This is a genomic window from Dentiradicibacter hellwigii, from assembly GCF_041770905.1.
Classification (GTDB): Bacteria; Pseudomonadota; Gammaproteobacteria; order Burkholderiales; family Rhodocyclaceae; genus Propionivibrio; species Propionivibrio hellwigii.
The window spans coordinates 1,799,216-1,822,812 of the sequence record NZ_JBEUWX010000002.1; the positions used below are offsets into that span (position 1 = coordinate 1,799,216).

Below are 23,597 nucleotides of genomic sequence, written 5' to 3' on the forward strand. Positions count from 1 at the left end.
CATCAAAAAACATAAAATGGAAAATCATAGCCAAATGACCCGCTAAAACCCACGTGGCCGGAACATCTCCGCGCCCCACCCTGAGACACCTTGTTTACAAAGATTTTCATCGGGCACAGGCGCATGGAACGGTAGGTTTCAGCCACCATTCGCTATAAAATGACGGCTTGCCAATTCCTAAGAATGCCTTGCATACCGTCATGTCCCGCAAAATTCTCGTCACTTCCGCCCTGCCTTACGCCAACGGCGCGATCCATCTCGGCCATCTTGTCGAATATATCCAGACCGATATCTGGGTGCGCTTCCAGAAAATGCAGGCGAAAGACCGGGTAGCGGCGTGCTGGTACGTCTGCGCCGACGATACGCACGGCACGCCGGTCATGCTGCGTGCCGAGCAGGAAGGCATCACGCCGGAGGCGCTGATCGCGCGCGTGCATGATGAGCATTTCCGCGATTTTTCCGGCTTCCACGTCGGCTTTGACAATTTCTACACGACGCATTCGCCGGAGACCCGCCACTACGCCAACCTGATCTACGCCCGTCTGCGGGAAAACGGCCTGATCGCAACGCGCACGATCGAACAGTATTACGACCCGACCCGGCAGATGTTTCTGCCCGATCGCTTCATTAAAGGCGAATGCCCGAAATGCGGCGCCCCCGACCAATATGGCGACAACTGCGAGTCGTGCGGCGCCGCCTACACGCCGAATGAACTGAAAAACCCCTACTCGGCCGTTTCCGGCGCCACGCCGGAGCTGCGCCAGTCCAAGCATTATTTCTTCCAGCTTTCCGACCCGCGCTGCCAGGATTTCCTGCGCCGCTGGACGCACGACAGCGGCCATTTGCAACCGGAAGCCGCCAACAAGATGCAGGAATGGCTGGGCGCAGAAGGCGAAAACCGGCTCAGTGACTGGGACATTTCGCGCGATGCGCCGTACTTCGGCTTTGAAATTCCCGAGGCGCCCGGCAAATACTTTTATGTCTGGCTCGACGCCCCGATCGGCTACATGGGGTCGTTCAAAAACCTGTGCGAAAAAAACGGCATCGACTTCAACGACTACTGGCAAGCAGATACGCAAACCGAGCTGTATCACTTTATCGGCAAGGACATCCTCTATTTCCACGCACTATTCTGGCCGGCCCAGCTGGCGCACGCCGGCTTCCGCACACCGAGCGGCGTCTTCGCGCACGGCTTTCTGACCGTCGACGGCGCCAAGATGAGCAAGTCGCGCGGCACGTTCATCACCGCCGAAAGCTATTTGAAGCAGGGACTGAACCCCGAATGGCTGCGCTATTACTACGCCGCCAAGCTCAACGCGACAATGGAAGACATCGACCTTAACCTCGAAGATTTTGTGGCCCGCGTCAATGCCGACCTGATCGGCAAATATGTCAACATCGCCAGCCGCTGCGCCGGCTTCATCGGCAAGCGCTTCGGCGGCCGTCTGGCTGCGACTGACGCGGCGTGGCTGCAACCCTTGCGCGATGCCGCCAGCAACATCGCCGCCGCCTACGAAGCGCGTGAATTCGGGCGCGCCCTGCGTGAAGTCATGGCTTTGGCCGATACCGCCAATGTCTTCGTCAACGACCGGAAACCCTGGGAACTCGCCAAACAGGAAGGACAGCAGGAAGCTTTACATGCCGCCTGTTCGCAGGCCATCGAGGCGTTCCGCCTGCTAACCGTATACCTCAAGCCCGTTCTGCCCAAAGTCGCCGAAGCGGTCGAGGCTTTCCTCGGCGTACCTCCGCTTGCCTGGGACGACGCACAGGCGCCGTTGCCGGCCGGTCACGTCATCGGCGCCTACAGCCATCTGATGACACGCATCGACCCAAAACAGATTACCGCGCTGATCGAAGCCAACAAGGCCTCGCTGAACGCCGTTCCGGCAGATTCCGGACCGAAAGCAAAAACGCATCACGACGCGGACGGGCAGCGCTCCGGCAAGTCCGCCGCACGCCCTGCCTCCGCCGCGCTAGAGGGATCTTCTTCCCGAAAAACTGGGCCGGCAGACAACGCGGACAAGGGAACAATCAGCATCGACGATTTCATGAAGGTTGACCTGCGCGTGGCGCGCATTGTCGATGCCAGCCATGTCGAAGGGGCGGAAAAGCTGCTCCGCCTTTTGCTCGACATTGGTGAAGACAGCCCCCGGCAGGTATTCGCCGGCATCAAGTCCGCTTACGACCCGGCCGCACTGATCGGCCGCCATACGGTTATGGTCGCTAATCTGGCGCCGCGCAAAATGAAGTTTGGCTTGTCCGAAGGCATGATCCTCGCCGCCTCCGACGCGGACGGCAACATGCCGGGAATCTTCCTGCTGTCGCCTGATGCAGGCGCGCAGGCCGGCATGAAGGTCAAGTAATCCGGAGGACGGCAATGCGCGCAATGAGGCAGAGGCGACCCGCATGAAAACCATGCGGCTGCGCCTGACACCGAAAGTGCTGGCCTATATTGCCTGCGATGTTTTGGGCATTGCGCTGTTTTCTTCAGGCGCGCTCTGGCTGATACGCGGCGTGCCCCTGTTCTTTCGCGACTTTCCGGCGACGAAGGCGGAAGCTTTCATCGCCCTGGGCGGCGGCCTGGTACTGATGGTCTACGCCATTGCCAGACTATTGCGTGAAATGCTCGAAATGCCAGCGCCGCCGACGGAGCCGCCGAAATGAGCGCGCTATTTTCCAACGGAATCCACAGTATCCTGCTGGCCGCATCCGGCTGGCTGCTGATTGGTTGTATCGGCCTCGTACAGCCCGGTCGCTTTACCCTGATCAGCCGCCTCCTGTTCCCGCTCGGCGCGGGCATCGCCGCGCTGGTCGCCGTGCAGGCGCTGCTGGCCATGGCGGCCTCACCGCAAACGCTCATCCTGCCGCTGGGTCTTCCCGGTCAGCCGTTCCATCTGCGGCTGGACGCGCTCTCGGCGTTTTTTCTGTTCCTGCTCGGCGCAGCGGCGGCAGGCATTTCCCTCTATGCCGCCGGCTACATGCACCGCGACGACAGCGCCCCGCCCGGCCTCTACTGTTTTCTTTATCACGTTTTTCTGGTGAGCATGGCCTGCGTTTTACTGGCAGATGACGGTTACGCCTTCATGGTCGCCTGGGAATCGATGGCGCTGTCCTCATTTTTTCTCGTTGCGTCCGAGCATCGCCACGCCGAGATTCGGCGCGCCGCTTATCTTTATCTGCTGATCGCCCACATCGGCGCCATCGGCATTTTGCTGTCTTTTGGCGTCATGGCCGGTGGCGCCGGCGACTATACGTTCGAGGCCATGCGCGAATTTCCGCGCAGCGGCGCTTGGGCGGCAGGCGCTTTTCTGCTGGCACTCTTCGGTTTTGGCGCCAAGGCCGGCATGCTGCCTCTGCATATCTGGCTGCCGGAGGCGCACCCGGCCGCGCCTTCGCCGGTGTCGGCAATGATGAGCGGCATCATGCTGAAAACCGCTGTATACGGCATCCTGCGCGTCAGCTTCGATCTGCTGGATGCGGAAACCTGGTGGTGGGGGGCGCTGATGCTGGTCGCCGGGCTGCTGACGGCGCTGTTCGGCGTCATCTATTCGGCGATCCAGAGCGACATGAAGCGCCTGCTCGCCTATTCTTCGATCGAAAACATCGGCCTGATCCTGGTCGGCGCCGGCCTCGGACTGATTTTCGTCACCTTCCAGCTCCCCTATCTGTCGGCGCTGGCACTCACCGCTACGCTGTATCACTGCCTCAACCACGCTTTTTTCAAGGGGCTGCTGTTCCTGTCGACCGGCTCCGTGCTGCATGCCACGCACGAGCGCAATCTCGGCAAACTGGGCGGCCTCATTCACCGTATGCCCTGGGTGGCCTGGCTGGCTCTCGTCGGCACGCTCGCTGCCGCCGGGCTGCCGCCGCTCAACGGCTTTGTTTCAGAATGGCTGTTGCTGCAAAGCTTTCTGTTTACTTCCGGGCTGCCGCACGGCTATCTGAATATGCTTCTGCCGGTCGTCGCGGCGGCCGTGGCGCTGGTGGCCGCGCTGGCCGGCTTTGCGATGGTCAAGTTTTTCGGCGTCATTTTTCTCGGCCAGCCGCGTGAAGAAAAGCTCTCCGAGGCGCACGACGCCGGTCAGTTTGAACGCCTTGGCCTGCTCTGGCTGGCGTTCGGCTGCGTTTTGCTCGGCCTGCTGCCGAATGCGGTCGTGACCCTGCTCGACCCGGTCACGCGCCTGCTGGTCGGTGTTAGCCTGCGTGATGCGGCAACCAACAGTTGGTGGCTGCTCACGCCGATCAATGCCGATCGCGCCAGTTACAGTGCGTTGGCCTTTTTCGTCAGCCTGGCCATATTGACGCCGATCGTCTATTTTGCCGTGCGCCGTTTTCAGCGCCGCCAACAGGGAATGCCCGGGCATCGGCGCGCGCCGGCCTGGGATTGCGGCTTTCCGCTGCAAACGCCGCGTATGCAGGACACGGCCGAGGGCTTTGGTCAGCCCGTGCGGCGTATTTTCGATGTATTCCTGCGCCGCACGCGCATGCACCCCTCGCCCTTCGACAAAGCGCCGGTCTACCGCAGTGTTGTCGAAGACCCAACCTGGTACTGGCTGTATCTACCGATCGCCCGCTTCGTCGAATACGGCACGCGCCTGGCGGCGTTGCTTCAGCAGGGGCGGATTGCCATTTATTTACTTTACAGTTTCGTGACACTGATCGCGTTGCTGGTGCTGACGCGGGGATGAGGCGATGAGGTTTTACCCATTCTTCGCCCAAATGCTCGCACTGACTGCTGCCATTATCTTGGCGCCCATGCTCGTCGGCTGGGTCAACCAGTGCCGTGCCTGGCTGCAGAATCGTTCGGCGCCCTCTTTACTGCAACCGTATTACACACTGCACAAACTCTTCCGCAAGGAAGTGGTGCTGGCGGACAACGCCTCGTCGCTGTTCCGTACCGCCCCCTATGTGATTTTTGCCTGCATGGCTCTGGCTTCGGCCATCGTGCCCACCCTATCTACTGATCTAATTCTGTCACCAGCCGCCGATGCCATCGCCCTGGTCGGCCTGTTTGCACTGGCGCGCGTTTTCATCGCACTGGCAGGCATGGATGTTGGCACGGCGTTCGGCTCGCTCGGCGCGCGCCGTGAAATGCTGATCGGCTTTCTCGCTGAACCGGCGCTGCTGATGGTGTTTTTCACCGCCTCACTCATTTCGCAATCGACCTCGCTATCAACGATCGTCGATAGCCTGGGCAACCGCGAGTTCGCCATCTACCCAAGCCTGGCTTTTTCGGGCGTCGCCTTCGTCATGGTTTCACTGGCCGAAAATGCGCGCGTGCCGGTGGATAATCCGACGACGCACCTGGAGCTGACGATGATCCACGAAGCGATGATTCTCGAATATTCCGGCCGCCATCTGGCGCTGATCGAATGGGCGTCCAGCCTCAAACTTTTCACCTACTCGTGCATCGGCATCGCGCTGTTCTTTCCCTTTGGCATCCCTGATGCCTCCGACCCGCTGTCACTGGGCCGCGCAGCGCTCATCCTGCTCGCCAAGCTGGCTGTCAGCGGTTTTTGCCTAGCGCTGATCGAAACGCTCTCGGCCAAAATGCGCGTTTTCCGCACGCCGGAATTTCTCGGCGCCGCCTTCATGCTGGCCGTGCTAGCCATGCTCGTTCACCTGCTGTTGAGGGCGTGATGATGCTCCCCTCGCTGCTCATCCAGGAAGCCCTGCCGCTCATCAACCTGTGCGCAGCGATCCTGCTGCTGCTCGGTTTCGCCATGCTTTCGCAGCGGCGCATCCTGACACTGATCAACCTGTTCATGATGCAGGGATTCGTCCTATTCTGCTCGACGCTGATCGTCGCCGTGGCAACACATCAGCGGCACCTTTACTGGTCGGCGGCGCTAACCTTGCTCCTCAAGGTACTTGCCCTGCCCTGGATCCTGCACCGCCTGATCCGCCGGCTGTCGGTCAAGTGGGATGTCGAGACGCTACTCAACATCCCGACAACGATGCTGGTCGGCATTCTGCTAGTGATTGTTTCCTTCAACGTAGCGCAGCCGATCTCGCAGCTCTCCGGCACGATCATGCGCTCGACCGTCGGCATCGCGCTGGCCTGCGTACTGCTCTCCTTCCTGATGATGATCACGCGCAGCAAGGCCGTACCGCAGGTGATCGCCTTCCTGGCTATGGAAAACGGCCTGTTTTTCGCCGCCACGAGCACCACGTATGGCATGCCGATGGTCGTCGAACTGGGCATTGCGCTCGATGTCATGGTCGGCATGGTCATCCTGGCCATTTTCTTCTTCCAGATCCGCGAGCAGTTTGACAGCCTGGACATCAGCCGCATGGAACAGACACAAAAGGCGCACGAAAAATGACGGTTGAACTGGGCTGTGTTCTCGGCATTCCGCTTTTCGCCGCGATATTGCTGGCGCTGGTCGGCCACTGGCGCGCGGCGGGCACGATCAATGCCGTGTGCAGCCTGCTGACCCTGATCGCCGCCGCCTTCCTGACCCGGCGCATTATTGCCGACGGTTCGATGTGGGCATACGACATGCAGTTTTTCGTGGACCCGCTCAATGTTTTCCTGATCGCGCTGACGGCGCTGGTCGGTTTCACTACCGCCCTGTTCTCGCGCCCCTACATGCGCATCGAGCATGATTACGGCCGCCTTTCGGCAGGGCGATTGCGGCTCTATCACAGCATGTTCCAGATGTTCATGTGCACCATGCTGACGGCGCTGTCGACCAACAATCTCGGCATCCTCTGGGTCGCCATGGAGGCGGCGACGCTGACCACCGTTCTGCTCGTCGCCCTTTACCGCACGCCGGCGGGTCTGGAAGCGGCATGGAAATACTTCATCCTGTGCGGCGTCGGCATCGCCCAGGCGCTATTCGGCACCATCCTCATTTACTTTGCCGCAGAACGCATGCTCGGCAGCGAAGGACATGCGCTGCTATGGACGCATCTGAACGGCGTGCGCACCTTGCTCGAGCCGACGACGCTGTCGCTGGCTTTTGTGTTTTTGCTCGTCGGTTACGGCACCAAGACCGGTCTGGTGCCGCTGCACAATTGGCTGCCGGATGCCCACGCCGAAGGGCCAACGCCCGTTTCCGCCGTACTTTCCGGCTTGCTGCTCAATGTGGCGCTCTACGCCATCATCCGCGGCAAGGTGCTCGTCGACGGGGCGCTGGGCACCCGCTTTGCGGAAAACCTAATGATGGCCTTCGGCCTGCTGACCGTCGTCGTGCCGGCTTTTTACCTCTCCCGCCAGAGAGACATCAAGCGCCTGTTTGGCTTTTCTTCGATCGAGCACATGGGGCTGATCACGTTCGCCTTCGGAATGGGCGGGCCGGTCGCCATCTTTGCCGGCCTGCTGCACATGACCGTGCATTCGTTAACCAAGTCGGCCATTTTCTTCGCCGTCGGCCATGCCGCACAAATGGCCGGCACACAGACCATCGAAGACATCCGCGGCCTGCTCAAACGCTCGCCCACCATTGGCTGGGGACTCATGCTCGGCACGCTGGCCATTCTCGGCATGCCGCCCTTCGGCGTATTCGCCAGCGAATTCATGATCCTGACCATCGCCATTCGGCAGCACCCCTGGGCGGCGCCGATTCTGCTGATTGCGCTGGGCGTTGCCTTCGCGGCCATGTTCCATAAGGTGCAGGGCATGGTTTTCGGCGAGCCGACAGTCAAGCCGCTGGCGCACAATCCGGCGCTATTGCCGGTGTTCCTACATCTTGGCCTGGTGCTCATGCTCGGTTTGTGGATTCCGCCCTATCTGGCCGAGTGGTTCCACCAGGCCGTCGCTTTCATCGGATAGCCTCATGCGATTCCTCGATCAGCCCATCGATTTTTCGCCTGTCGCCGGCCAGACGATGGCCGCTTACGTGGCGACCGTCAGTGCCGCGCAGTTAGTGGATTTCAGCGTTGCCGTTCATCGCGCCGGCCGGCGGCTGGTCAGCCTGTGGGGGAGTGACGAGCGTGACCGCGCTGCGGATGCTGACGCCGGCTTTGCCCTGCATGTCGCCTTCGATCTGGCCGAAGGGCTGGTATGCCTGAGCCTGCCGCTGCCGGCAGACAACCCCGCCTTCCCCGATTTGGCGTCACTGTTTTACAGCGCCAACCGCCTGCAGCGCGCCGCCTGTGACCTGCTCGGCCTGCGCATCAAGGACGGCGAGGATACGCGCCCCTGGCTACGCCACGCCAACTGGCCGGCCGACTACTTTCCGCTGCGCCGCGACACGCCGGATCGCCAGTTTCCGGCGGAAAATGAAGATTATCCCTTCGTCCGTGTCGCGGGCGAGGGCGTCCATGAAATTGCTGTCGGCCCGATCCACGCCGGCATCATCGAACCGGGCCACTTCCGTTTTTCGACGATGGGCGAACGCACGCTCCGCCTGGAGGAGCGCCTGGGCTGGAAACATAAAGGAATCGACCGGCGTTTCATCGGTATGCCGCTGGCCGAAGGCGCCCTGCTGGCCGGCCGGATTTCCGGCGATACCACGGTCGCTTACGCTTGGGCATACAGCCAGGCCGCCGAAGCCATCGCCGAGGTCGTGCCGCCGCCGCGCGCCGCCTGGCTGCGCGCCCTGCTGCTCGAACGCGAACGCATCGCCAATCACCTGAGCGATCTCGGCTACCTGGGCAACGACGTTGCGCTTGCCTTCGGGCTGATGCAGTTCATGCGCCTGAAGGAAGACTGGGTGCGCCTTAACGCCCGCCTGTTCGGGCACCGCTTCACCAAGGATCGCATCGTTCCCGGCGGCGTGACCGTCGATATCGACGCTGCCGGTGTCGGTGCTTTACACAGTCAGTGTGACGCCGTCGAGAAGGAGGTGCGCCGGCTGAAGGCCATTTACGACGAACACGCCGGCCTGCAGGATCGCTTTCTGACCACCGGCACCGTCACGCCCGATCTGGCGCGTCGACTCGGCCTCATCGGTTTGGCCGGCCGCGCCAGCGGGCAGGCGTGGGACCTGCGCTGCAACCACCCATGCCTGCCTTACGACCGGATGGTGCCAATGCTGGCGCTCGAGCGGCGTGGCGACGTTGCCGCACGCGCCGCCGTGCGCTTTACCGAACTGTTTGAATCGTTTGCCTTGATCCGGGCGCTGCTCGACCACCTGCCGGAAGGCGAAACACGCACCGTGCTACACAGCCAGCCCAACCGGCGCGGTTTCGGCTGGATTGAAGGCTGGCGCGGTGACGTGTTGGTGGCGCTGGAAACCGGCGCCGACGGCAAAATCCGCCGCTGCCATTGCCACGACCCTTCCTGGCACAACTGGCCGGCGCTCGAACATGCGGTGATCGACAACATCGTTCCCGATTTTCCGCTGATCAACAAATCGTTCAATCTTTCTTATTCCGGGCCGGATTTGTAGCCATGTTTCCCCTCATCCGACAGATTCTCCGCACCGGCATCGTCACCGAGCCGCCGCCTGCCGCCGATGACGCCATGCTGGTCGCCGTCCGGCAACGTCTGGACAGCGAAATGCACCGCCTGCTCGGCCGTGCGCTGGTCATCCGCCACGTCGATGCCGGTTCCTGCAACGGTTGCGAGCTGGAAATCCATGCGCTGGGCAACCCCTATTACAACCTCGAAGCGCTTGGCATCAAGTTTTCCGCCAGCCCGCGTCATGCCGATATGCTGCTCGTCACCGGGCCGGTCGCCAAAAACATGGAAACCGCGCTCAAACGTGCCTACGAGGCGACGCCCGCGCCGAAACTCGTTGTCGCCGTCGGCGACTGCGGCTGTACCGGCGGTCCGTTCGGTGAGAGCTATGCCTCGTGCGGGCGCGTCGCCAACGTGATTCCCGTCGATGTCACCATCCCGGGCTGCCCGCCGACACCGCTGCAGCTGATGCAGGGCATCCTCGCCGCCATTGCACCGGATACCCGCGAAGCTCAATGAACCGCCGTATTGCCTGCCGGCTGTTGATCGAAGGCCGCGTGCAGGGCGTCGGCTTCCGCAACGCGCTGTGTGCCGAAGCCCTGCGTCTCGACGTCGGCGGCTGGGTGCGCAACCACCATGACGGCCACGTCGAAGCTTTTTTCTGCGGCGAGGAAGCGCACGTCAATGCCTTGATTACCTGGGCCCATCATGGCCCGCGCCTGGCGCGGATCGACCGCGTGACCTGCCAGGAAATGCCTTTTCCGGGGGCACACCCGGCGTCCTTTCTGGAACACCTTTCAGCGGCATTTCCGCCGGAATCACCGCCACCCGACTTGTCAGAAGCTCGCCCCCAGGAATACTTTCCCTTCCGGCGCAAACCTTCTGTGTAATCACCGCACTGATATCTGCCCACGACCTTTAGTGCGCCATCTGGGTTGCATTGTCAAGCCTCCAGTAATACGACGCGGCATAAGATCGCCAATCGCTTGCCCCGCATCCAGCACGGCTTTCCGGCCTCCGGCGCAGCCATTTCGTACACTTTGTACTTTTCCATGCCGCACGCGATGTACATTCGGTGCACATCCCATGTACTATTGGCGTGACACAATCTTTTACCTTTGCCACGTCGGCCAGATACAGAGATAGCGCGTTGTTTGAATGTCGTTGACTGAATAAAAACAGTCGCAAGGCGCGCCGCCACAGACGGGACGCAATGTACGGAAAACGCGCCGATGCTGAACGGAAAAAAAGGAGACTCATCATGTTGAAGCAACACCGCCCGCTGTTTTTTGCCATTGCCGTCCGACTTCTCGCCTTCGCAGCACTTGTCGGTTTTGCCGGCAGCATCCGTGCCGAAGTCTCGTTCAGCATCGGGGATCCGGGGTTTTACGGGCGCATTGATATCGGCGGCCATCCACCCCCACCCCTGGTTTATTCCCAACCTGTCATCGTCACCCCGTCGCCATTCATGGGGCCGCCGGTATATTTTCGCGTTCCTCCCCGGCACATCAAGCATTGGCGCCGCCACTGCCGCGAATACGGCGCTTGCAGCGAGCCGGTGTATTTTGTGCGGGATAGCTGGTATCGCCGCGAGTTCGCGCCACGCTACATGGGTTACGATGCGCCGCCTCCGCCCCATTTCCGCTACCGTGAAGAATGGCGCAGGCGCCATATGTACGACGGTTACCGCTGGCGCGGGTATCGCCAATTCCCGCGCCATCGCCGCCATCACGATGATGATGATGACGATGACGATGACGATTGATCAAGGCCCGGCAGACCGGATCGTGGCGCGCTGCACCGGACTGCCCAGATATCTGGAAGGCTCGGCGGCCAGACAACGGGCGTAAAACTGCCCGGTTTTCAGCGTGATTGACTTTACATCGCCATCGGGGACGAGGCGTTTTACGTTATGATTGGCGCGCCGGCTTTTTTGCCCGATTCGTTTCTCATTCACGCCCATTCCTGCATTCCTCCGTCCTCGCCCGCCTTCTCCGCCGGGTTCGACCGACTGATATTCGCTATGACCGGACTTTCTCCCGATACGCCGATTCCCACCGAAATCCGGCTGCATCAGAAAACCCGCCGCCTCGAACTCGTTTATGAGAACGCGCACTATGAACTCAGCCACGAGTTTCTCCGCGTATTTTCGCCTTCGGCGGCAGTGCGCGGTCACGGACGCGGCCAGGAAACCCTGCAACTGGGCAAGCGCGACGTCGAAATCGAGCGCATCGAACCCGTTGGCAATTACGCGCTTCGCCTGGTTTTTTCCGACGGTCACGACAGCGGCCTGTATTCCTGGGATCTGCTGTACAACTTCTGCCGCCACCGCGATGCGCTGTGGCAAGCCTACCTCGACCGCCTCGCCGCAGCCGGTGGCAGCCGCGATCCGGCCGAATGCCCGCCGTCGCCGCAGCCGCCCGCAGTGCAATGTGGCCTGGTCAGACACTGAGCGCCGCGTACGGAATACGCCGCGCCTTTGCCTGTTCGCCATGCTTATTGCCCTCGTTGCGCGCCTGATGGCGTACGATCGTCCAGCAATCGCCTAAAATTGCGTCGTTGCCCGAAAATATGAACGTCGATCGCCCTGACCCTGCCATGGATAAACAAACCCATTTCGGCTTTGAACACGTTGCCGAGAGCGAAAAAGCGCGGCGCGTCGCCGGCGTATTCGATTCGGTGGCGACGCGCTACGACCTGATGAACGATCTGATGTCCGGCGGACTGCATCGGCTCTGGAAAATCTTTACCATCGACCGCAGTGGCGTGCGCGAAGGCGCGCGCGTGCTTGATGTGGCAGGCGGCACCGGCGACCTGTCGCGCGCTTTCGCCCGGCGCGTCGGCAAAAGCGGCGAAGTTTGGCTGACCGACATCAACAACGCCATGCTCACGCACGGCCGCGATCGCTTGTGCGATCAGGGGATTCTATTGCCGGTAGCGCAGTGTGACGCTGAAAAGCTGCCGTTCCCCGATGATTATTTTGATTGCGTGACGGTCGCTTTTGGTTTGCGCAACATGACGCACAAGGACAGGGCGCTCGCCGAAATGCGCCGTGTTCTGCGCCCGGGCGGACGCCTGCTGATCCTCGAATTCTCGCGGATCTGGAAGCCGCTGGCGCCGGCCTACGATTTCTATTCGTTTAAAATCATCCCGAAGCTGGGCCGGCTCGTGACGCAGGACGAAGCAAGCTACCGCTACCTTGCCGAGTCGATCCGCATGCATCCGGACCAGATGACGCTGAAACGGATGATGGAACACGCTGGGCTGGAAAACGTCGAATATTTCAACCTGACGCTGGGTGTTGTCGCCCTGCATCGGGGCTTCAAGTTCTGAAGGAATTTTTCAGTCAATCAAATTCAAGAAACCCCAAGGAGAACGCCTGATGAAAAGATTCTTGGCCGCTATGTTCATCGCCTTACTCGCCGTCGTGTCAACCGTCGACGATGCCGAAGCCGCGCGTTTGGGCGGCGGGCGTTCCGTCGGTATGCAGCGCCGGGCGCTCACGCCCCGCCCGGCCGCGCCGCAGCGCCAGGCCGCGCCCGCACCGGGCCAGGCGCAGCGCAGCTGGCTCGGCCCGATCGCCGGCTTGGCGACTGGCCTCGGCCTCGCCGCGCTGTTTTCGTATCTCGGCCTGAGTGCTGAACTGGCAAATTTCGTCATGCTTGTCCTGCTAGTGATGGCCGGCATGTTCCTTGTCCGTCTGTTCCGCCGTCCCCAACAGGGGCAGCAGGCGCCGATGCGCTATGCGGGCGTAAACACCCCCGGACAATCGCCCCGCCATACCGACGGGGCGGCCGCAAACGCCCAATCCATGCGGGCTGCGGAGGCGCCGGATCATACGCCTTCGGCTGCCGGCAACATCCTCGCCGGTTTTGACGACGAAGCCTTCCTGCGTGTCGCCAAGCTCAACTTTGTCCGCCTACAAGCAGCGAACGACGCGAAGAACCTTGACGACATCCGCGAATTCGTCACGCCCGAAATCTACGCCGAGATTAAGCTGCAGATGGACGAGCGCGGCAATACGCCCCAGCAAACCGACATCGTGACGCTTACGGCCGATTTACTGGAAGTCGTCCAAGAAGGCCCGCGTTATATCGCCAGCGTGCGCTTTGGCGGCATGATTCGAGAGAGCCTTGGCGATGCCGAAAGCGCCGCCGCGCCTTTTGAAGAAATCTGGCATCTGAGCAAGCCGATCGACGGAAGCAGCGGCTGGGTCGTCGCCGGCATTCAGCAGATTCAGTAATCCTCACCATGCTGACGGCTGCCGCGCTGGCTTTCACCCTGCGCAATTTGCGCCGGAATTTCGAGGACGCGCTGCCCCGCAGCGTCGGAGACATTGCCGCCCAACCCGTCCGACGGCGGGCGCAGCGCGGCCGTGCCGTCTTTTCCGGCGTTTCGCGTGCTGCCCGCGCATTTGCACGGCATTTCGCCGAATATTTCAGCGAGAAAAACTCGCTCATCGTCGGCCAGGCCGAGATGGAGGCATTAGCCCGCGCCATCAACGCACTGATCCGGGATACGACATCGCTCGAACAACGCCTGGGACAACTGGGCGGCATGGAAATCCGGACGTGCGCCTACCTTTAATGATTTTATGAATGCCATGACTTCGATCTTTTTTCCGCAAACACCGCGGTACAAGCAACATCCATATTTTCAGCGGCTTTTACAGGCATCGGCGTTGATTCTCGGGCTTGGGCTGACGTTAACGCTCACTGCCTGCAAAAGCACTAGCGCGCCGGAGAAACGCGTCCATGCGAACGAAACATTTACGACGGATACGCCTTTTTCCTATGCCAGCAAGCGTCCGCCCGAAGCGGCGTGCGAAACTGGCAAGCGCGCGCTGTTGAGCCAGGGCTACCGTATCAGTGAAGACAAGACCTTGAGTCTGAACGGCGAAAAAATCTTCCGACCCGAAACAGAAAGAGTCGTCCGCCTCGGCATCAATCTCGTCTGCCTGGCGAGCGGGCGGGGCGCCATCATTTACGCCAACGCCCTGGAAACCCATTACGAACTTAAATCGAGCGGCAGCAGCGCTGGCGTGAGTGTTTCCGGCATGGGGTCGCTTTCTCTGCCGTGGACGATGGATCGCAATACGCTGGTCAAAATCAGCGAGGAAACCATTACCAACGCCGGGTTCTACCAGCGCCTGTTCGATCTGATCGAATCGCTCGAAGGCGGGAAGAAAGCCACGCCCGCCGCCGATGACGCTCCCTGAAACCCCGCTGGCGTTTTATCCGGTCGCCGTCGTCGCCATTCTGCTGACCGGTATTTCCAAGGGCGGATTCGGCGCAGCGGCCGGCGGGCTGGCCGTACCGATCCTATCGCTGGTCGTCGCCCCGCCGGAAGCCGCCGGTATCATGTTGCCCATTCTTTGCGCCATGGATATTTTCAGCGTCTACGCCTGGCGCGGGCGCTGGTCGATCCGGCATCTGCGCATTCTGCTCCCCGGCGTACTGACGGGCATCGCCCTGGGCAGCCTGGCGTTCGGCATTCTTCCGGTCAATGCAATCCGGCTGATCGTCGGCCTTATCGCCGTGTTTTTCTCGGTCAATAAATACTTCGCACTCACCGAGCGTCTGGCCGCCCGCCTGTCCATGAGCGAGCAAACGCCCGGTCCGGTCACGGGCGCAATCTGCGGCCTATTTTCCGGCTTTACCAGCACGCTGGCGCATGCAGGCGGCCCGCCTTTTGCCGTTTATATCTACTCGCAGCGTCTGGACAAATCGGCCATTGTCGCGACCTCGGCGCTGCTGTTCTGCATCGCCAATTACGTCAAGCTAGCGCCATACTATTTTCTCGGCCAATTGAGCCTGAGCAATCTTTCCCTATCACTGCTTTTTGCGCCGCTGGTGCCGCTCGGAATCTGGCTTGGCATCTGGCTGCACAAGCGTATTTCTGAAAAAACCTTTTTCCAGATCAGCTACCTGCTGCTGTTTCTCAGCGGCGTCAAGCTGATCTGGGACGCCCTGGCCTAAGCGCGGTCAAAAATAGCGCCCCGGAAACCCGTGTAGATAGGGCATTTCCAAGTAGGCGCCTCTGAAGCCCTTATGAATAAAGGATCTCCGGATAGGCATCTCTGAAACCCTTATAAATAGGGCGTTTGCGGATAGGGTGCCCGGAGATGACCTAAATACAAGGGGTTTACGGGCACCTCCTCTGAAACGCCCTAAATACGCGGGCTAGCGGGCAAGTACCTTGAGACACTTTAACTATAGGAATTGCCAAGGCCTGCGAGCTGACTTCCACCCACAAGACGTCTCTTGATGCTGTAGCGCTGTGCGGCAGCGCGCCCCGCTGACTTTCCTACCTTCTTTCTTTATCTCGCCAAAGAAAGTCAGCAAAGAAAGGCGACCCCAGGCGCAGAAAACTCCTTGTCGCGGGTTGGATTGGTACTTGTGCGGCGGACTTTATAACTCGCTCACGCTCAAACAATCAAGCCCTTGTTCCCGCCTGCCGCCCCGCGCTTTTCTGAAATAGCGGCTTCCTTTGCCAAAATACGGCGTTGGCTTCGCCTTGCCGTACTACTCATACTGTCTGCGGCTCGCCGCTTTGTTTTTTGGCAAAGTCGAGCCGCTATTAAGTTTCTGGAGCACCCCCTCGGAACCACGCGTGGATAGGGCGTTTCCGGGCAGGCACCCCTGAAGCGCTTATAAATAAAGGGCTCCAGGGCAGGGTGCCGGGAGATGCCCTGTTTACGTGGGGTTCAGAGACGTGTTCCAGAAGCCTTAATAGCGGTTCAATTTTGTAAATTAACGCATAATCCGTTTTTGTCCTGATACACCTATTGAACAATCAAAACCGTCATGGCTCGACCCCGTAACGACAATTTTCTGCGCGCGCTGCTGCGCCAGCCGACCGACCATACGCCGATCTGGATGATGCGTCAGGCCGGACGTTATCTGCCGGAATACCGTGCGCTGCGCCGGCGCGCCGGCGGCTTTCTCGATCTGTGCAGGAACCCGGCGCTCGCCTGTGAGGTGACGCTGCAACCACTGGCGCGCTACGATCTGGACGCCGCCATCATTTTTTCCGACATTCTGACGGTGCCCGATGCCATGGGGCTGGGGCTGTATTTTAGCGAGGGTGAAGGGCCGCGTTTTGAACGCCCCTTGCGTGAAGAGCGGGACATTCTGCGGCTGGCCGTACCAGACCCCTACGATCGCCTGCGTTATGTGACTGATGCGATTGCCCAGGTGCGGCGTGCGCTCGGCGATCGCGTGCCACTGATCGGCTTTGCCGGCAGCCCTTACACCCTGGCCTGCTACATGGTTGAAGGCGCTTCCGGCAGCGACTATCGCCATATCAAGACCCTGCTCTACGCGCGTCCGGATTTGCTGCATCACTTGCTGGCGGTGACTTCCGAGGCGGTGACGGCCTGCCTCAACGCTCAGATCGAAGCCGGCGCGCAGGCGCTGATGCTGTTCGATACCTGGGGCGGCAGCCTGTCGACGGCCGCATACCGGGCGTTTTCGCTGGCGTATCTACAGCGGATCATTGCCGGCCTGAAATGTGAACAAAAGGACGGCCGCGTTCCCGTGATCGTATTTACCAAAGGCGGCGGCCTGTGGCTGGAGGCCATCGCGGCCTGCGGCTGTGACGCCATCAGTCTGGACTGGACGATTGATCTGGGCGAAGCGCGCCGGCGCGTCGGCGATAAGGTCGCCTTGCAGGGCAACCTCGATCCGAATGTCCTCTTCGCTCCGCCGACGGTCGTGGCGGCAGAGGCCATCAAGGTGCTGGATTGCTATGGCGCGGGGCATACCGGGCATGTGTTCAACCTCGGCCACGGGATTTCCCAATACACGCCACCCGAAAACATTGCCGTGCTGGTCGAAACGGTTCATGCCTATCGCCGCAAACCTTTGTTATCGGAAAATAAGGCGGGAAATCCAGCCGGAAATCCGGCCGGACATCCTGAAATAGCGTAGAACAGACCGGCGGCGAACGCTTGACTTATGCACAAAAATCAGCTTGTTGTGCCGGCGCATTCAAAAACTCGTTGATAATCAGCAAATTATTTTTATCTAATTGATTATTAAAAGATATTTTTCTGATTATTTTTCAGGCAAGCCAATGAAAACCCTTATGGAACACGTAATTAGGCACTTTTTTCAGCCCAATTCCACAAAATTATCCACAGAAAATGTGCATAACGAAAAAATCTTGTCGAGAGAAAGCGTTAGGCGCGTTTCGTAGAAAGCAAATGAAAAAGGCAGCACAACTACATGATATTTCATTCTGCTTTTGCCCCGTCTTTAAAGGGGGCGCCGTCGCGCGGCGGTTTTTCCGTTGTTCCAGTCCTTCCACCGTTTGTGCGGCAAGAGATTTTGCCAGGCGCGCCCCATTCAGGCCCGTGCCGCCGGCGCTGCCGCTTGATGGCTTGGGGTGCCTGAGCTTGTCTTAAAGAGCCTATTGCGTGCGCCAGATTATCCGTATTGCCCTTGATGTTCCGCTGGACGGCCTGTTCGATTATTACGCGCCGGCGGGTGAGCTTCTGGGCGCTGCCGACATCGGGCTGCGCGTGCGCGTCCCGTTCGGCCGGCAAATGCGCATCGGCGTGCTGACCGCGCTGCCCAAACACAGCGAACTGGCCGAAACGCGGCTCAAGGACGCCGATGCGGTGCTGCGTGACCTGCCGCCGCTGCCGGCCGAATGGTTTCGTCTATGCGAGTTCTGTGCAGCCTACTACCATGCGCCGCTGGGCGAAGTCATGCTCTCGACCCTGCCGGCAAGGCTGCGCCGCATCGACCCGCCACGGGCGAGAACACCGCGCCGTACCGCCCGAACGCCATTTCCCTGCCCCGCGCCGGCACTGACCGATGAGCAGGAAGCCGTGCTGGCGGCCATTACCGGCGAAGAAGGCTTCCACCCATACCTGCTGCATGGCGTGACCGGCAGCGGCAAAACCGAAGTTTATCTACGCCTGATTGCGCGGGCGCTGGCCGCTGGCCGGCAGGCGCTGCTGCTGGTGCCGGAAATCAATCTGACGCCGCAGCTCGAAGAGCGCGTAGCCGCGCGTTTTCCGGATGTGCCGCTGGTCAGCCTGCACAGCGAGCTGGGCGAAGCGGCGCGCGCGCAACATTGGCGGGCGGCGTTCGAAGGCGCGGCGCGCATCGTACTGGGGACGCGGCTGGCGGTATTTACGCCGCTGCCTGATCTTGGCCTGATCATCGTTGATGAGGAACATGACGCTTCGTTCAAGCAGCAGGAGGGCATGCGTTATTCGGCGCGCGATGTGGCCGTGTTTCGTGCCCGCGCCCGTGATATTCCGATCGTGCTCGGCTCGGCGACGCCGTCGCTGGAAAGCTGGGCGAATGCGACCGACCCGCGCACCCGGGCGCGCTACCAGCTGCTCACGCTCAAGGCGCGCGCCATCGGCGGCGCGCGCCTGCCGGCGGTGCGGCGCATTGACACGCGTCAGGAAAAATTGCAGGACGGATGCTGCGATGCTTTATTGGCGGCGATCAACATGCGTCTGGCGCGCGGAGAACAAAGCCTCGTCTTCCTCAACCGGCGCGGCTATGCGCCGGTGCTGTCCTGCCCGGCATGCGGCTGGATTTCGCATTGCCGGCGGTGTGCCGCCAATCTGGTGCTGCATCTGGCGGATCGGCGGTTGCGCTGCCACCACTGCGGCTTCGAGTGCCGCGTGCCGAAACATTGTCCAACCTGCGGTAACCAGGACATCATGCCCTTCGGGCGCGGCACGCAACGGCTGGAAGCGGCGCTCGCCGCGCGCTTTCCCTATGCCCGCGTGCTGCGCGTTGACCGCGATGCGGCAAAAAGCCGTAAACAATGGGAAGCCTTGGTCGCCCGCATTCGCGCCGGGGAGGCCGACATCCTCGTCGGCACGCAGATGCTGGCCAAGGGGCATGATTTCCCAAAGCTGACGCTGGTCGGCGTACTGGGCGCCGATGCCGCCCTGTTCGCCGCCGACTGGCGGGCGGCGGAGCGGCTGTTCGCCCAGCTGATGCAAGTTGCCGGCCGTGCCGGCCGCGCCGATCTGCCCGGCGAGGTCATTATCCAGACGCAGTATCCCGATCACCCGCTTTACGCGGCGCTGGTGCGCCACGACTATGCCGGCTTTGCCGAGGCGCAGCTCAAGGAACGCGAGCAGGCCGGCTTCCCGCCCTACACCTACCAGGCCATGCTCCGCGCCGAATCGCCGCACATGGCCGATGCCATCGCCTTTCTGGCCACGGCGCGTGCCTGGCCGCAGGCCGCAGAGTATCCGGAGGTCATGCTGTACGACCCCGTCCCCATGCGATTGGCCCGCCGCGCCAATCTCGAACGCGCGCAACTGCTCGTCGAATCGCCTTCACGGCGGGTCTTGCAGGCATTTCTCACCCCCTGGCGGTCGGCTGTTGCAGCAATCAAAACGCCGTCCCGACTGCGCTGGCATCTGGAAGTCGATCCGATGGCATTCTGACAAAGCGCGCCGGGCGCCTACCCGCAAGCCCGCGTATTTAGGGCGTTTCAGATGTGGGCGCCCGAAAACCCGCGTAAACAGGGCGTTCCTAGGCAGGCACCTCTGGAACCCTTATAAATAAAGGGATTCAGGGCATGGGGGCCGGAGATGCCCTGTTTACGCGGGCTCCAGCAGTGGTCCGGCGGGTGCGGCGGCACGGCACACTAGCCCACATTTCTCACACCCTCACGGTTCGGCCCCCGTTGGCGCGGCTTTTTCCTTCACGCGTTGCCGTGACCGCGAGGATTCAGGCCCGCGAGCGGCCAATGGAGTGCAGGCGGGTGAGGTTCTGCGGGCGGTCAGGTGCGTTGAGGGGGCAAGCGGCGCTGTTTGGGCATGAGACCGCCTCGCGCGAACGGGAGCGCGATCGGATCAGCAGGGCCACGGTGGCGTGGCGGATCAGCCGGGGGCGAGTCTGGCCTGGGCCAGGCGCCAGGTGGTCTGGAACGGATGACTGCTGGCCATGCTGACATGGATGCGGCGCACGCTGATCTTGACCCGTGCGCCGATCTTGAGCAGTTTCAGGCGCAGGCTCTCGCAGGTGGCCTCGGCCAGTTCGGTGCCAGCCAGCCCGATGCGGCGCAGCGCTTCGAGCATGACGTAGGCGAAGGAGGCGAACCACAGCCGCAGCTGATTGGCCCGCATCGTCGCCGTTGAGGTGCGATCGGCGAACAGGTGTAGCTGGCACTCCTTGATGCGGTTCTCCATTTCGCCTCGGGCGCAGTACAGCGCCTCGTACAGTTCGCGTGCCGGCCAGCGCTGAGCGTCCAGGCTGGTGACGATGAAGCGCGGATTGGCCTTGCCCGGCAGCTGCTCGGCCTTGCCGACGACCCGCCGGGCGCACGACCAGCTGTCAAGGGTGCGGTAGGTGAAGTCGCGAAACCGCCGTGCGGGCTTGCCGGTCTGGGTGCATTCGGCCTGCGCCTGGCTCATCTCGGTTTCGATCTGGGCCTTGAGCCGGTCGTTCTTGGCCAGCCCGAAGACGAAGTCGATGTGCGTCTGCTCGCACCAACTCATCAAGGCATCGCGCGCAAAGCCCGAGTCGGCACGCAGCACGATGCGCACCTCCGGCCAGTGGCGGCGGATCTGGGTGACGATGCGTTCGAGTTCATCGATGCTGCCCGCCGAGGCATCCGTGTTGGCCCGGCGCAGCTTGGCGGCGAGCAGATGTCGGCCGCAGAAGATGTACAGCGGCAGGTAGCAGTAGCCGCCGTAGTAACCATGGAAGAAACGCCCTTCCTGCTGGCCGTGCAGCGGGTCGTCGGTGGCGTCCAGATCGAGGATGATCTCGTCAGGTGCCTGCTCGTGCGCCTCAATGAAGCACGCGACGAACAGCGACTCGAAGGCCGCCGGATCGTGAGCGATCTTGTGATAGCGCGAACCGTCCTTGGTGTCGGGGGCATGTTCGAGCCGGTTCAAGGTCGACTTGCCCGCCAGCAGCTCGCAGCCCTTGCGCCGAGCGCTGAGCTTACCGGCCAGCGTGGCCAGTACCGGGTCACGGCGCAATTGATCGTGATCGTTCAGGTCCTCGTAGCCCAGCGCGATCCCCACGATCCGTTGCATCACCAACGTGTGCACCGTGTGTTCGATCAGCTCCGGATCGCGCCCATCCTCGAAGCAGGCCGCCACCCGTTCGGTCAGCCGCAAGGTGCGATCGACCTCGCGCAGCAACAGCGCGCCCGCATCCGAACTGATCTGCCCTCCGTCGAAATCCACCGCCACCTGGCGGCCATCAATACGCTTCGCGCATGGGCTGACTACGGTACACTGTGTCGGCATCGCGGCTTCCTCAGAGATATGGTTAAGTCGTTCTCGCAAAAAAACTTTCTTATATCTCCGGCCGCGATGCACCTTCTATCTGTGAGAAATGCGGGCTAGGCCGGGCTGCGCCAGGATACTCAGCGATCGTCCGCGCTCTGCCCGGAAGATTCCGCCCCATCGCTGCGGCGATCCTCATCGGTAAAATCGGCGTCATTGGCCTCACCAGTTTCTTCTGGGTCTTCAGCATTTTCAGCACTGGCGCGCCGCGCTGCGGCAAGGCGTTGTTGCAGGCGTTCCCACCGAAGCCGCCGTTCTTTCGCCGAACGGAAATAACGGAACAGCCAGCTGCGCGGCACTTCAACGCCGGTCCGGACAAACTCCAGCACGCCGGGTTCGATCTGGAAGCGGCGCTGCAAGTCCGCCACGCCGCGCTGGCCGGCGAACAGAATACGATCGCCGGAGCGCAGCACGGTGTCTTCCGGCGGCAGGGGGATTTCCGTCTGGTTGCGCAGCAGCAGCAAGGCGAAGGCGGGCAGGCGCTCGGCGGGCGTTGTCGGATGCGACAGCAGGTCGGCGATCGATAACGGCGGATCAATATCCGGCGACAGTGCATCGCGCAATCCGGCATAGGAAGCAAAACAGTTAAACGCCCACATAAACGGGACCTTCTCGCCAACTTGCGTTTGCAGCAGTTCGATCGTGCGCTGCGCCAGGGTATCGTCATCGCACTCAAGATGGCGCAGATAGCGAATCAGCAGCGGCGAGGTGAGCAACTGCCGCGCCTTATGGGCGACGACTTCGGCTTTGACGAAGCGCAGATTAGCCATTGAAGCGTCCACCAGGCTGGCATTGACGACATGCGTCTGGCGAATTGCTACATAGAGATTGTCATTGACCAGACGGGCGCGGTTGATCAGCGCCAGGTTAACGGCGACGGAGTCGGTGCCGGCCACCAAGCCAACGGCTCTTTCGATGCCGGCCTGGTGCAATTCATCGTCTTCCATCTCCTGCAAGCTTGTCAGCCGAACGAGATCATCCTCGGTTTTGTGCGCCGTATCGATGTTGATGAGCGAATAGCTGACGCCGGCCTGTTCGAGCGCTGCGGCGACATAGAGCGAAAAGGCGCCCGACCCGCAGACGACCCAGTATCCTTTCGGCAGATTCAGCGATTCGGGGCATTCGCCGCCCGGCAGTCCGGAAAGCCATTCGATGGCGCGCAGCTTTGTCGCCGATCCCATGTCGAGGCGTATATTGCTGGCAAATGTTTCGTATGGATTGATCAGCTCGATGTTGCGGAAAGACTTCAGGTTTGCCTGCGCCATCGGCGTGTGCACTCGGGCGATGATGCGTAGCGAGGGATTGAGCACCGTGCCGCCGATGGCCACCGACTGGTTGGTTTCGTCGTTGCCGGCCATCGCCACCATCGCTATGCAGTGGCGATGCGTCACGCCGGCGTCGACCAGCACGTCGGGCAGGCGGGCGTCGCCGTCCCAGAAGATCGGGCGCCGCTCGAATTCATCGATCTCGATGCGCGACGCGCGTTCGTGCCGCTGTTCGATGATGACGATGCGGTAACCCATGCGATCAAGCATGCGCGCCAGCATGATGCCGCTCTGGCCATAACCGGCAATCAGGACAAACGGCGTCTGTAGGCGCTGCACGCGGATCATGAAGCGCCGGCGGCTGATCGCCCGGCGAAAGGTGGGATCCTGCGAGAGGTGGAAGACGCTACCAAGCGTATAGGCCCAGGCCACGACGCACAGATAGATGCAAACGATGATCCAGGCGCGCTGCAGATCGGTAAATTGATGGGGAATTTCGCCGAAGCCGATGGTCGTCGCGGTATAGCTGACGATGTACAGGGCATGAAAGAAACTCAGATGATCGGGTAGGCCGTTTTCATCAATGCCAGGGATGACCACCATCCCCCACACGGAAATCGCATAGGCGATGACCAGCGCAATGAGTGGACGGCGCAAACGCCGCAGGATAACGAAGGAAACTTCGTTCATGCGCCCG

21 protein-coding genes are annotated in these 23,597 nt (G+C 61.3%); 18 read left to right on the plus strand and 3 right to left on the minus strand.

Features of this window, described 5'->3' with window-relative positions:
• Nucleotides 1–200: 200 nt before the first annotated feature.
• The 10 genes from metG to ABCS64_RS10500 all read left to right on the plus strand — a co-directional run bounded on the left by metG (nt 201) and on the right by ABCS64_RS10500 (nt 11,114).
• Nucleotides 201–2,363: a methionine--tRNA ligase gene (metG, locus tag ABCS64_RS10455; protein ID WP_418891776.1), complete on the plus strand. Its 2,163-nt coding sequence runs from the start codon at nt 201–203 to the stop codon at nt 2,361–2,363.
• A gap of 43 nt (nt 2,364–2,406) precedes the next feature.
• Nucleotides 2,407–2,664 (plus strand): hypothetical protein, encoded by a 258-nt coding sequence (locus ABCS64_RS10460; protein ID WP_418891777.1) that lies wholly within the window; start codon nt 2,407–2,409, stop codon nt 2,662–2,664.
• Nucleotides 2,661–4,688 carry a hydrogenase 4 subunit B gene (gene hyfB, locus ABCS64_RS10465; protein WP_418891778.1) on the plus strand — a complete coding sequence of 676 codons (2,028 nt, stop codon included), beginning with the start codon at nt 2,661–2,663 and terminating at the stop codon, nt 4,686–4,688. The genes ABCS64_RS10460 and hyfB overlap by 4 nt, the downstream gene beginning before the upstream one ends.
• Before the next feature lie 4 nt (nt 4,689–4,692).
• Nucleotides 4,693–5,640: a respiratory chain complex I subunit 1 family protein gene (locus ABCS64_RS10470; RefSeq protein ID WP_418891779.1), complete on the plus strand. Its 948-nt coding sequence runs from the start codon at nt 4,693–4,695 to the stop codon at nt 5,638–5,640.
• Nucleotides 5,640–6,326, plus strand: coding sequence for a formate hydrogenlyase (locus ABCS64_RS10475; protein WP_418891780.1), 687 nt, complete (start codon nt 5,640–5,642; stop codon nt 6,324–6,326). Before ABCS64_RS10470 ends, ABCS64_RS10475 begins: the two co-directional genes overlap by 1 nt.
• Nucleotides 6,323–7,777 (plus strand): hydrogenase 4 subunit F, encoded by a 1,455-nt coding sequence (locus tag ABCS64_RS10480; protein WP_418891781.1) that lies wholly within the window; start codon nt 6,323–6,325, stop codon nt 7,775–7,777. The genes ABCS64_RS10475 and ABCS64_RS10480 overlap by 4 nt, the downstream gene beginning before the upstream one ends.
• Before the next feature lie 4 nt (nt 7,778–7,781).
• The gene (locus tag ABCS64_RS10485; protein WP_418891782.1) at nt 7,782–9,338 is read left to right on the plus strand and encodes a hydrogenase large subunit; all 1,557 of its coding nucleotides are present in this window, start codon (nt 7,782–7,784) and stop codon (nt 9,336–9,338) included.
• A 2-nt stretch (nt 9,339–9,340) separates the two neighbouring features.
• Nucleotides 9,341–9,868, plus strand: a complete 528-nt coding sequence (locus ABCS64_RS10490) for an NADH-quinone oxidoreductase subunit B family protein (RefSeq protein ID WP_418891783.1) — start codon at nt 9,341–9,343, stop codon at nt 9,866–9,868.
• Complete coding sequence (locus ABCS64_RS10495; RefSeq protein WP_418891784.1) at nt 9,865–10,239, plus strand: acylphosphatase; 375 nt, start codon at nt 9,865–9,867, stop codon at nt 10,237–10,239. The genes ABCS64_RS10490 and ABCS64_RS10495 overlap by 4 nt, the downstream gene beginning before the upstream one ends.
• Before the next feature lie 371 nt (nt 10,240–10,610).
• Nucleotides 10,611–11,114, plus strand: a complete 504-nt coding sequence (locus ABCS64_RS10500; protein WP_418891785.1) for a hypothetical protein — start codon at nt 10,611–10,613, stop codon at nt 11,112–11,114.
• Here ABCS64_RS10500 and ABCS64_RS10505 read toward each other — a convergent pair whose 3' ends face one another.
• On the minus strand, nt 11,115–11,306 hold the full coding sequence (locus tag ABCS64_RS10505; RefSeq protein WP_418891786.1) for a hypothetical protein: 192 nt from the start codon (nt 11,304–11,306) through the stop codon (nt 11,115–11,117).
• A 66-nt stretch (nt 11,307–11,372) separates the two neighbouring features.
• Between ABCS64_RS10505 and ABCS64_RS10510 the strand changes: the two genes are divergently transcribed.
• From ABCS64_RS10510 to ABCS64_RS10545, 8 genes are all read left to right on the plus strand, one after another.
• Entirely contained in the window at nt 11,373–11,801 is a 429-nt protein-coding gene (locus tag ABCS64_RS10510) for a gamma-butyrobetaine hydroxylase family protein (protein ID WP_418891787.1), read from the plus strand.
• A 146-nt stretch (nt 11,802–11,947) separates the two neighbouring features.
• Nucleotides 11,948–12,682, plus strand: a complete 735-nt coding sequence (ubiE, locus tag ABCS64_RS10515; protein WP_479686659.1) for a bifunctional demethylmenaquinone methyltransferase/2-methoxy-6-polyprenyl-1,4-benzoquinol methylase UbiE — start codon at nt 11,948–11,950, stop codon at nt 12,680–12,682.
• 49 nt (nt 12,683–12,731) lie between these two features.
• On the plus strand, nt 12,732–13,592 hold the full coding sequence (locus ABCS64_RS10520; RefSeq protein ID WP_418891789.1) for a Tim44 domain-containing protein: 861 nt from the start codon (nt 12,732–12,734) through the stop codon (nt 13,590–13,592).
• Between the two features lie 8 nt (nt 13,593–13,600).
• Entirely contained in the window at nt 13,601–13,936 is a 336-nt protein-coding gene (locus tag ABCS64_RS10525; protein WP_418891790.1) for a hypothetical protein, read from the plus strand.
• 16 nt (nt 13,937–13,952) lie between these two features.
• Nucleotides 13,953–14,567 carry a DUF2242 domain-containing protein gene (locus ABCS64_RS10530; RefSeq protein ID WP_418891791.1) on the plus strand — a complete coding sequence of 205 codons (615 nt, stop codon included), beginning with the start codon at nt 13,953–13,955 and terminating at the stop codon, nt 14,565–14,567.
• Nucleotides 14,554–15,327: a sulfite exporter TauE/SafE family protein gene (locus ABCS64_RS10535; protein ID WP_418891792.1), complete on the plus strand. Its 774-nt coding sequence runs from the start codon at nt 14,554–14,556 to the stop codon at nt 15,325–15,327. Before ABCS64_RS10530 ends, ABCS64_RS10535 begins: the two co-directional genes overlap by 14 nt.
• Before the next feature lie 828 nt (nt 15,328–16,155).
• A complete protein-coding gene (hemE, locus tag ABCS64_RS10540; protein ID WP_418891793.1) occupies nt 16,156–17,280 on the plus strand; it encodes a uroporphyrinogen decarboxylase in 1,125 nt (374 codons plus the stop codon).
• A 488-nt stretch (nt 17,281–17,768) separates the two neighbouring features.
• A complete protein-coding gene (locus tag ABCS64_RS10545; RefSeq protein ID WP_418891794.1) occupies nt 17,769–19,778 on the plus strand; it encodes a primosomal protein N' in 2,010 nt (669 codons plus the stop codon).
• A 438-nt stretch (nt 19,779–20,216) separates the two neighbouring features.
• On the opposite strand, the gene ABCS64_RS10550 is transcribed toward ABCS64_RS10545, so the two are convergent.
• Both ABCS64_RS10550 and ABCS64_RS10555 read right to left on the minus strand, forming a co-directional pair.
• Complete coding sequence (locus ABCS64_RS10550) at nt 20,217–21,596, minus strand: IS1380 family transposase (protein WP_418891741.1); 1,380 nt, start codon at nt 21,594–21,596, stop codon at nt 20,217–20,219.
• Between the two features lie 119 nt (nt 21,597–21,715).
• On the minus strand, nt 21,716–23,590 hold the full coding sequence (locus ABCS64_RS10555; RefSeq protein WP_418891795.1) for an NAD-binding protein: 1,875 nt from the start codon (nt 23,588–23,590) through the stop codon (nt 21,716–21,718).
• Nucleotides 23,591–23,597 lie beyond the last annotated feature (7 nt).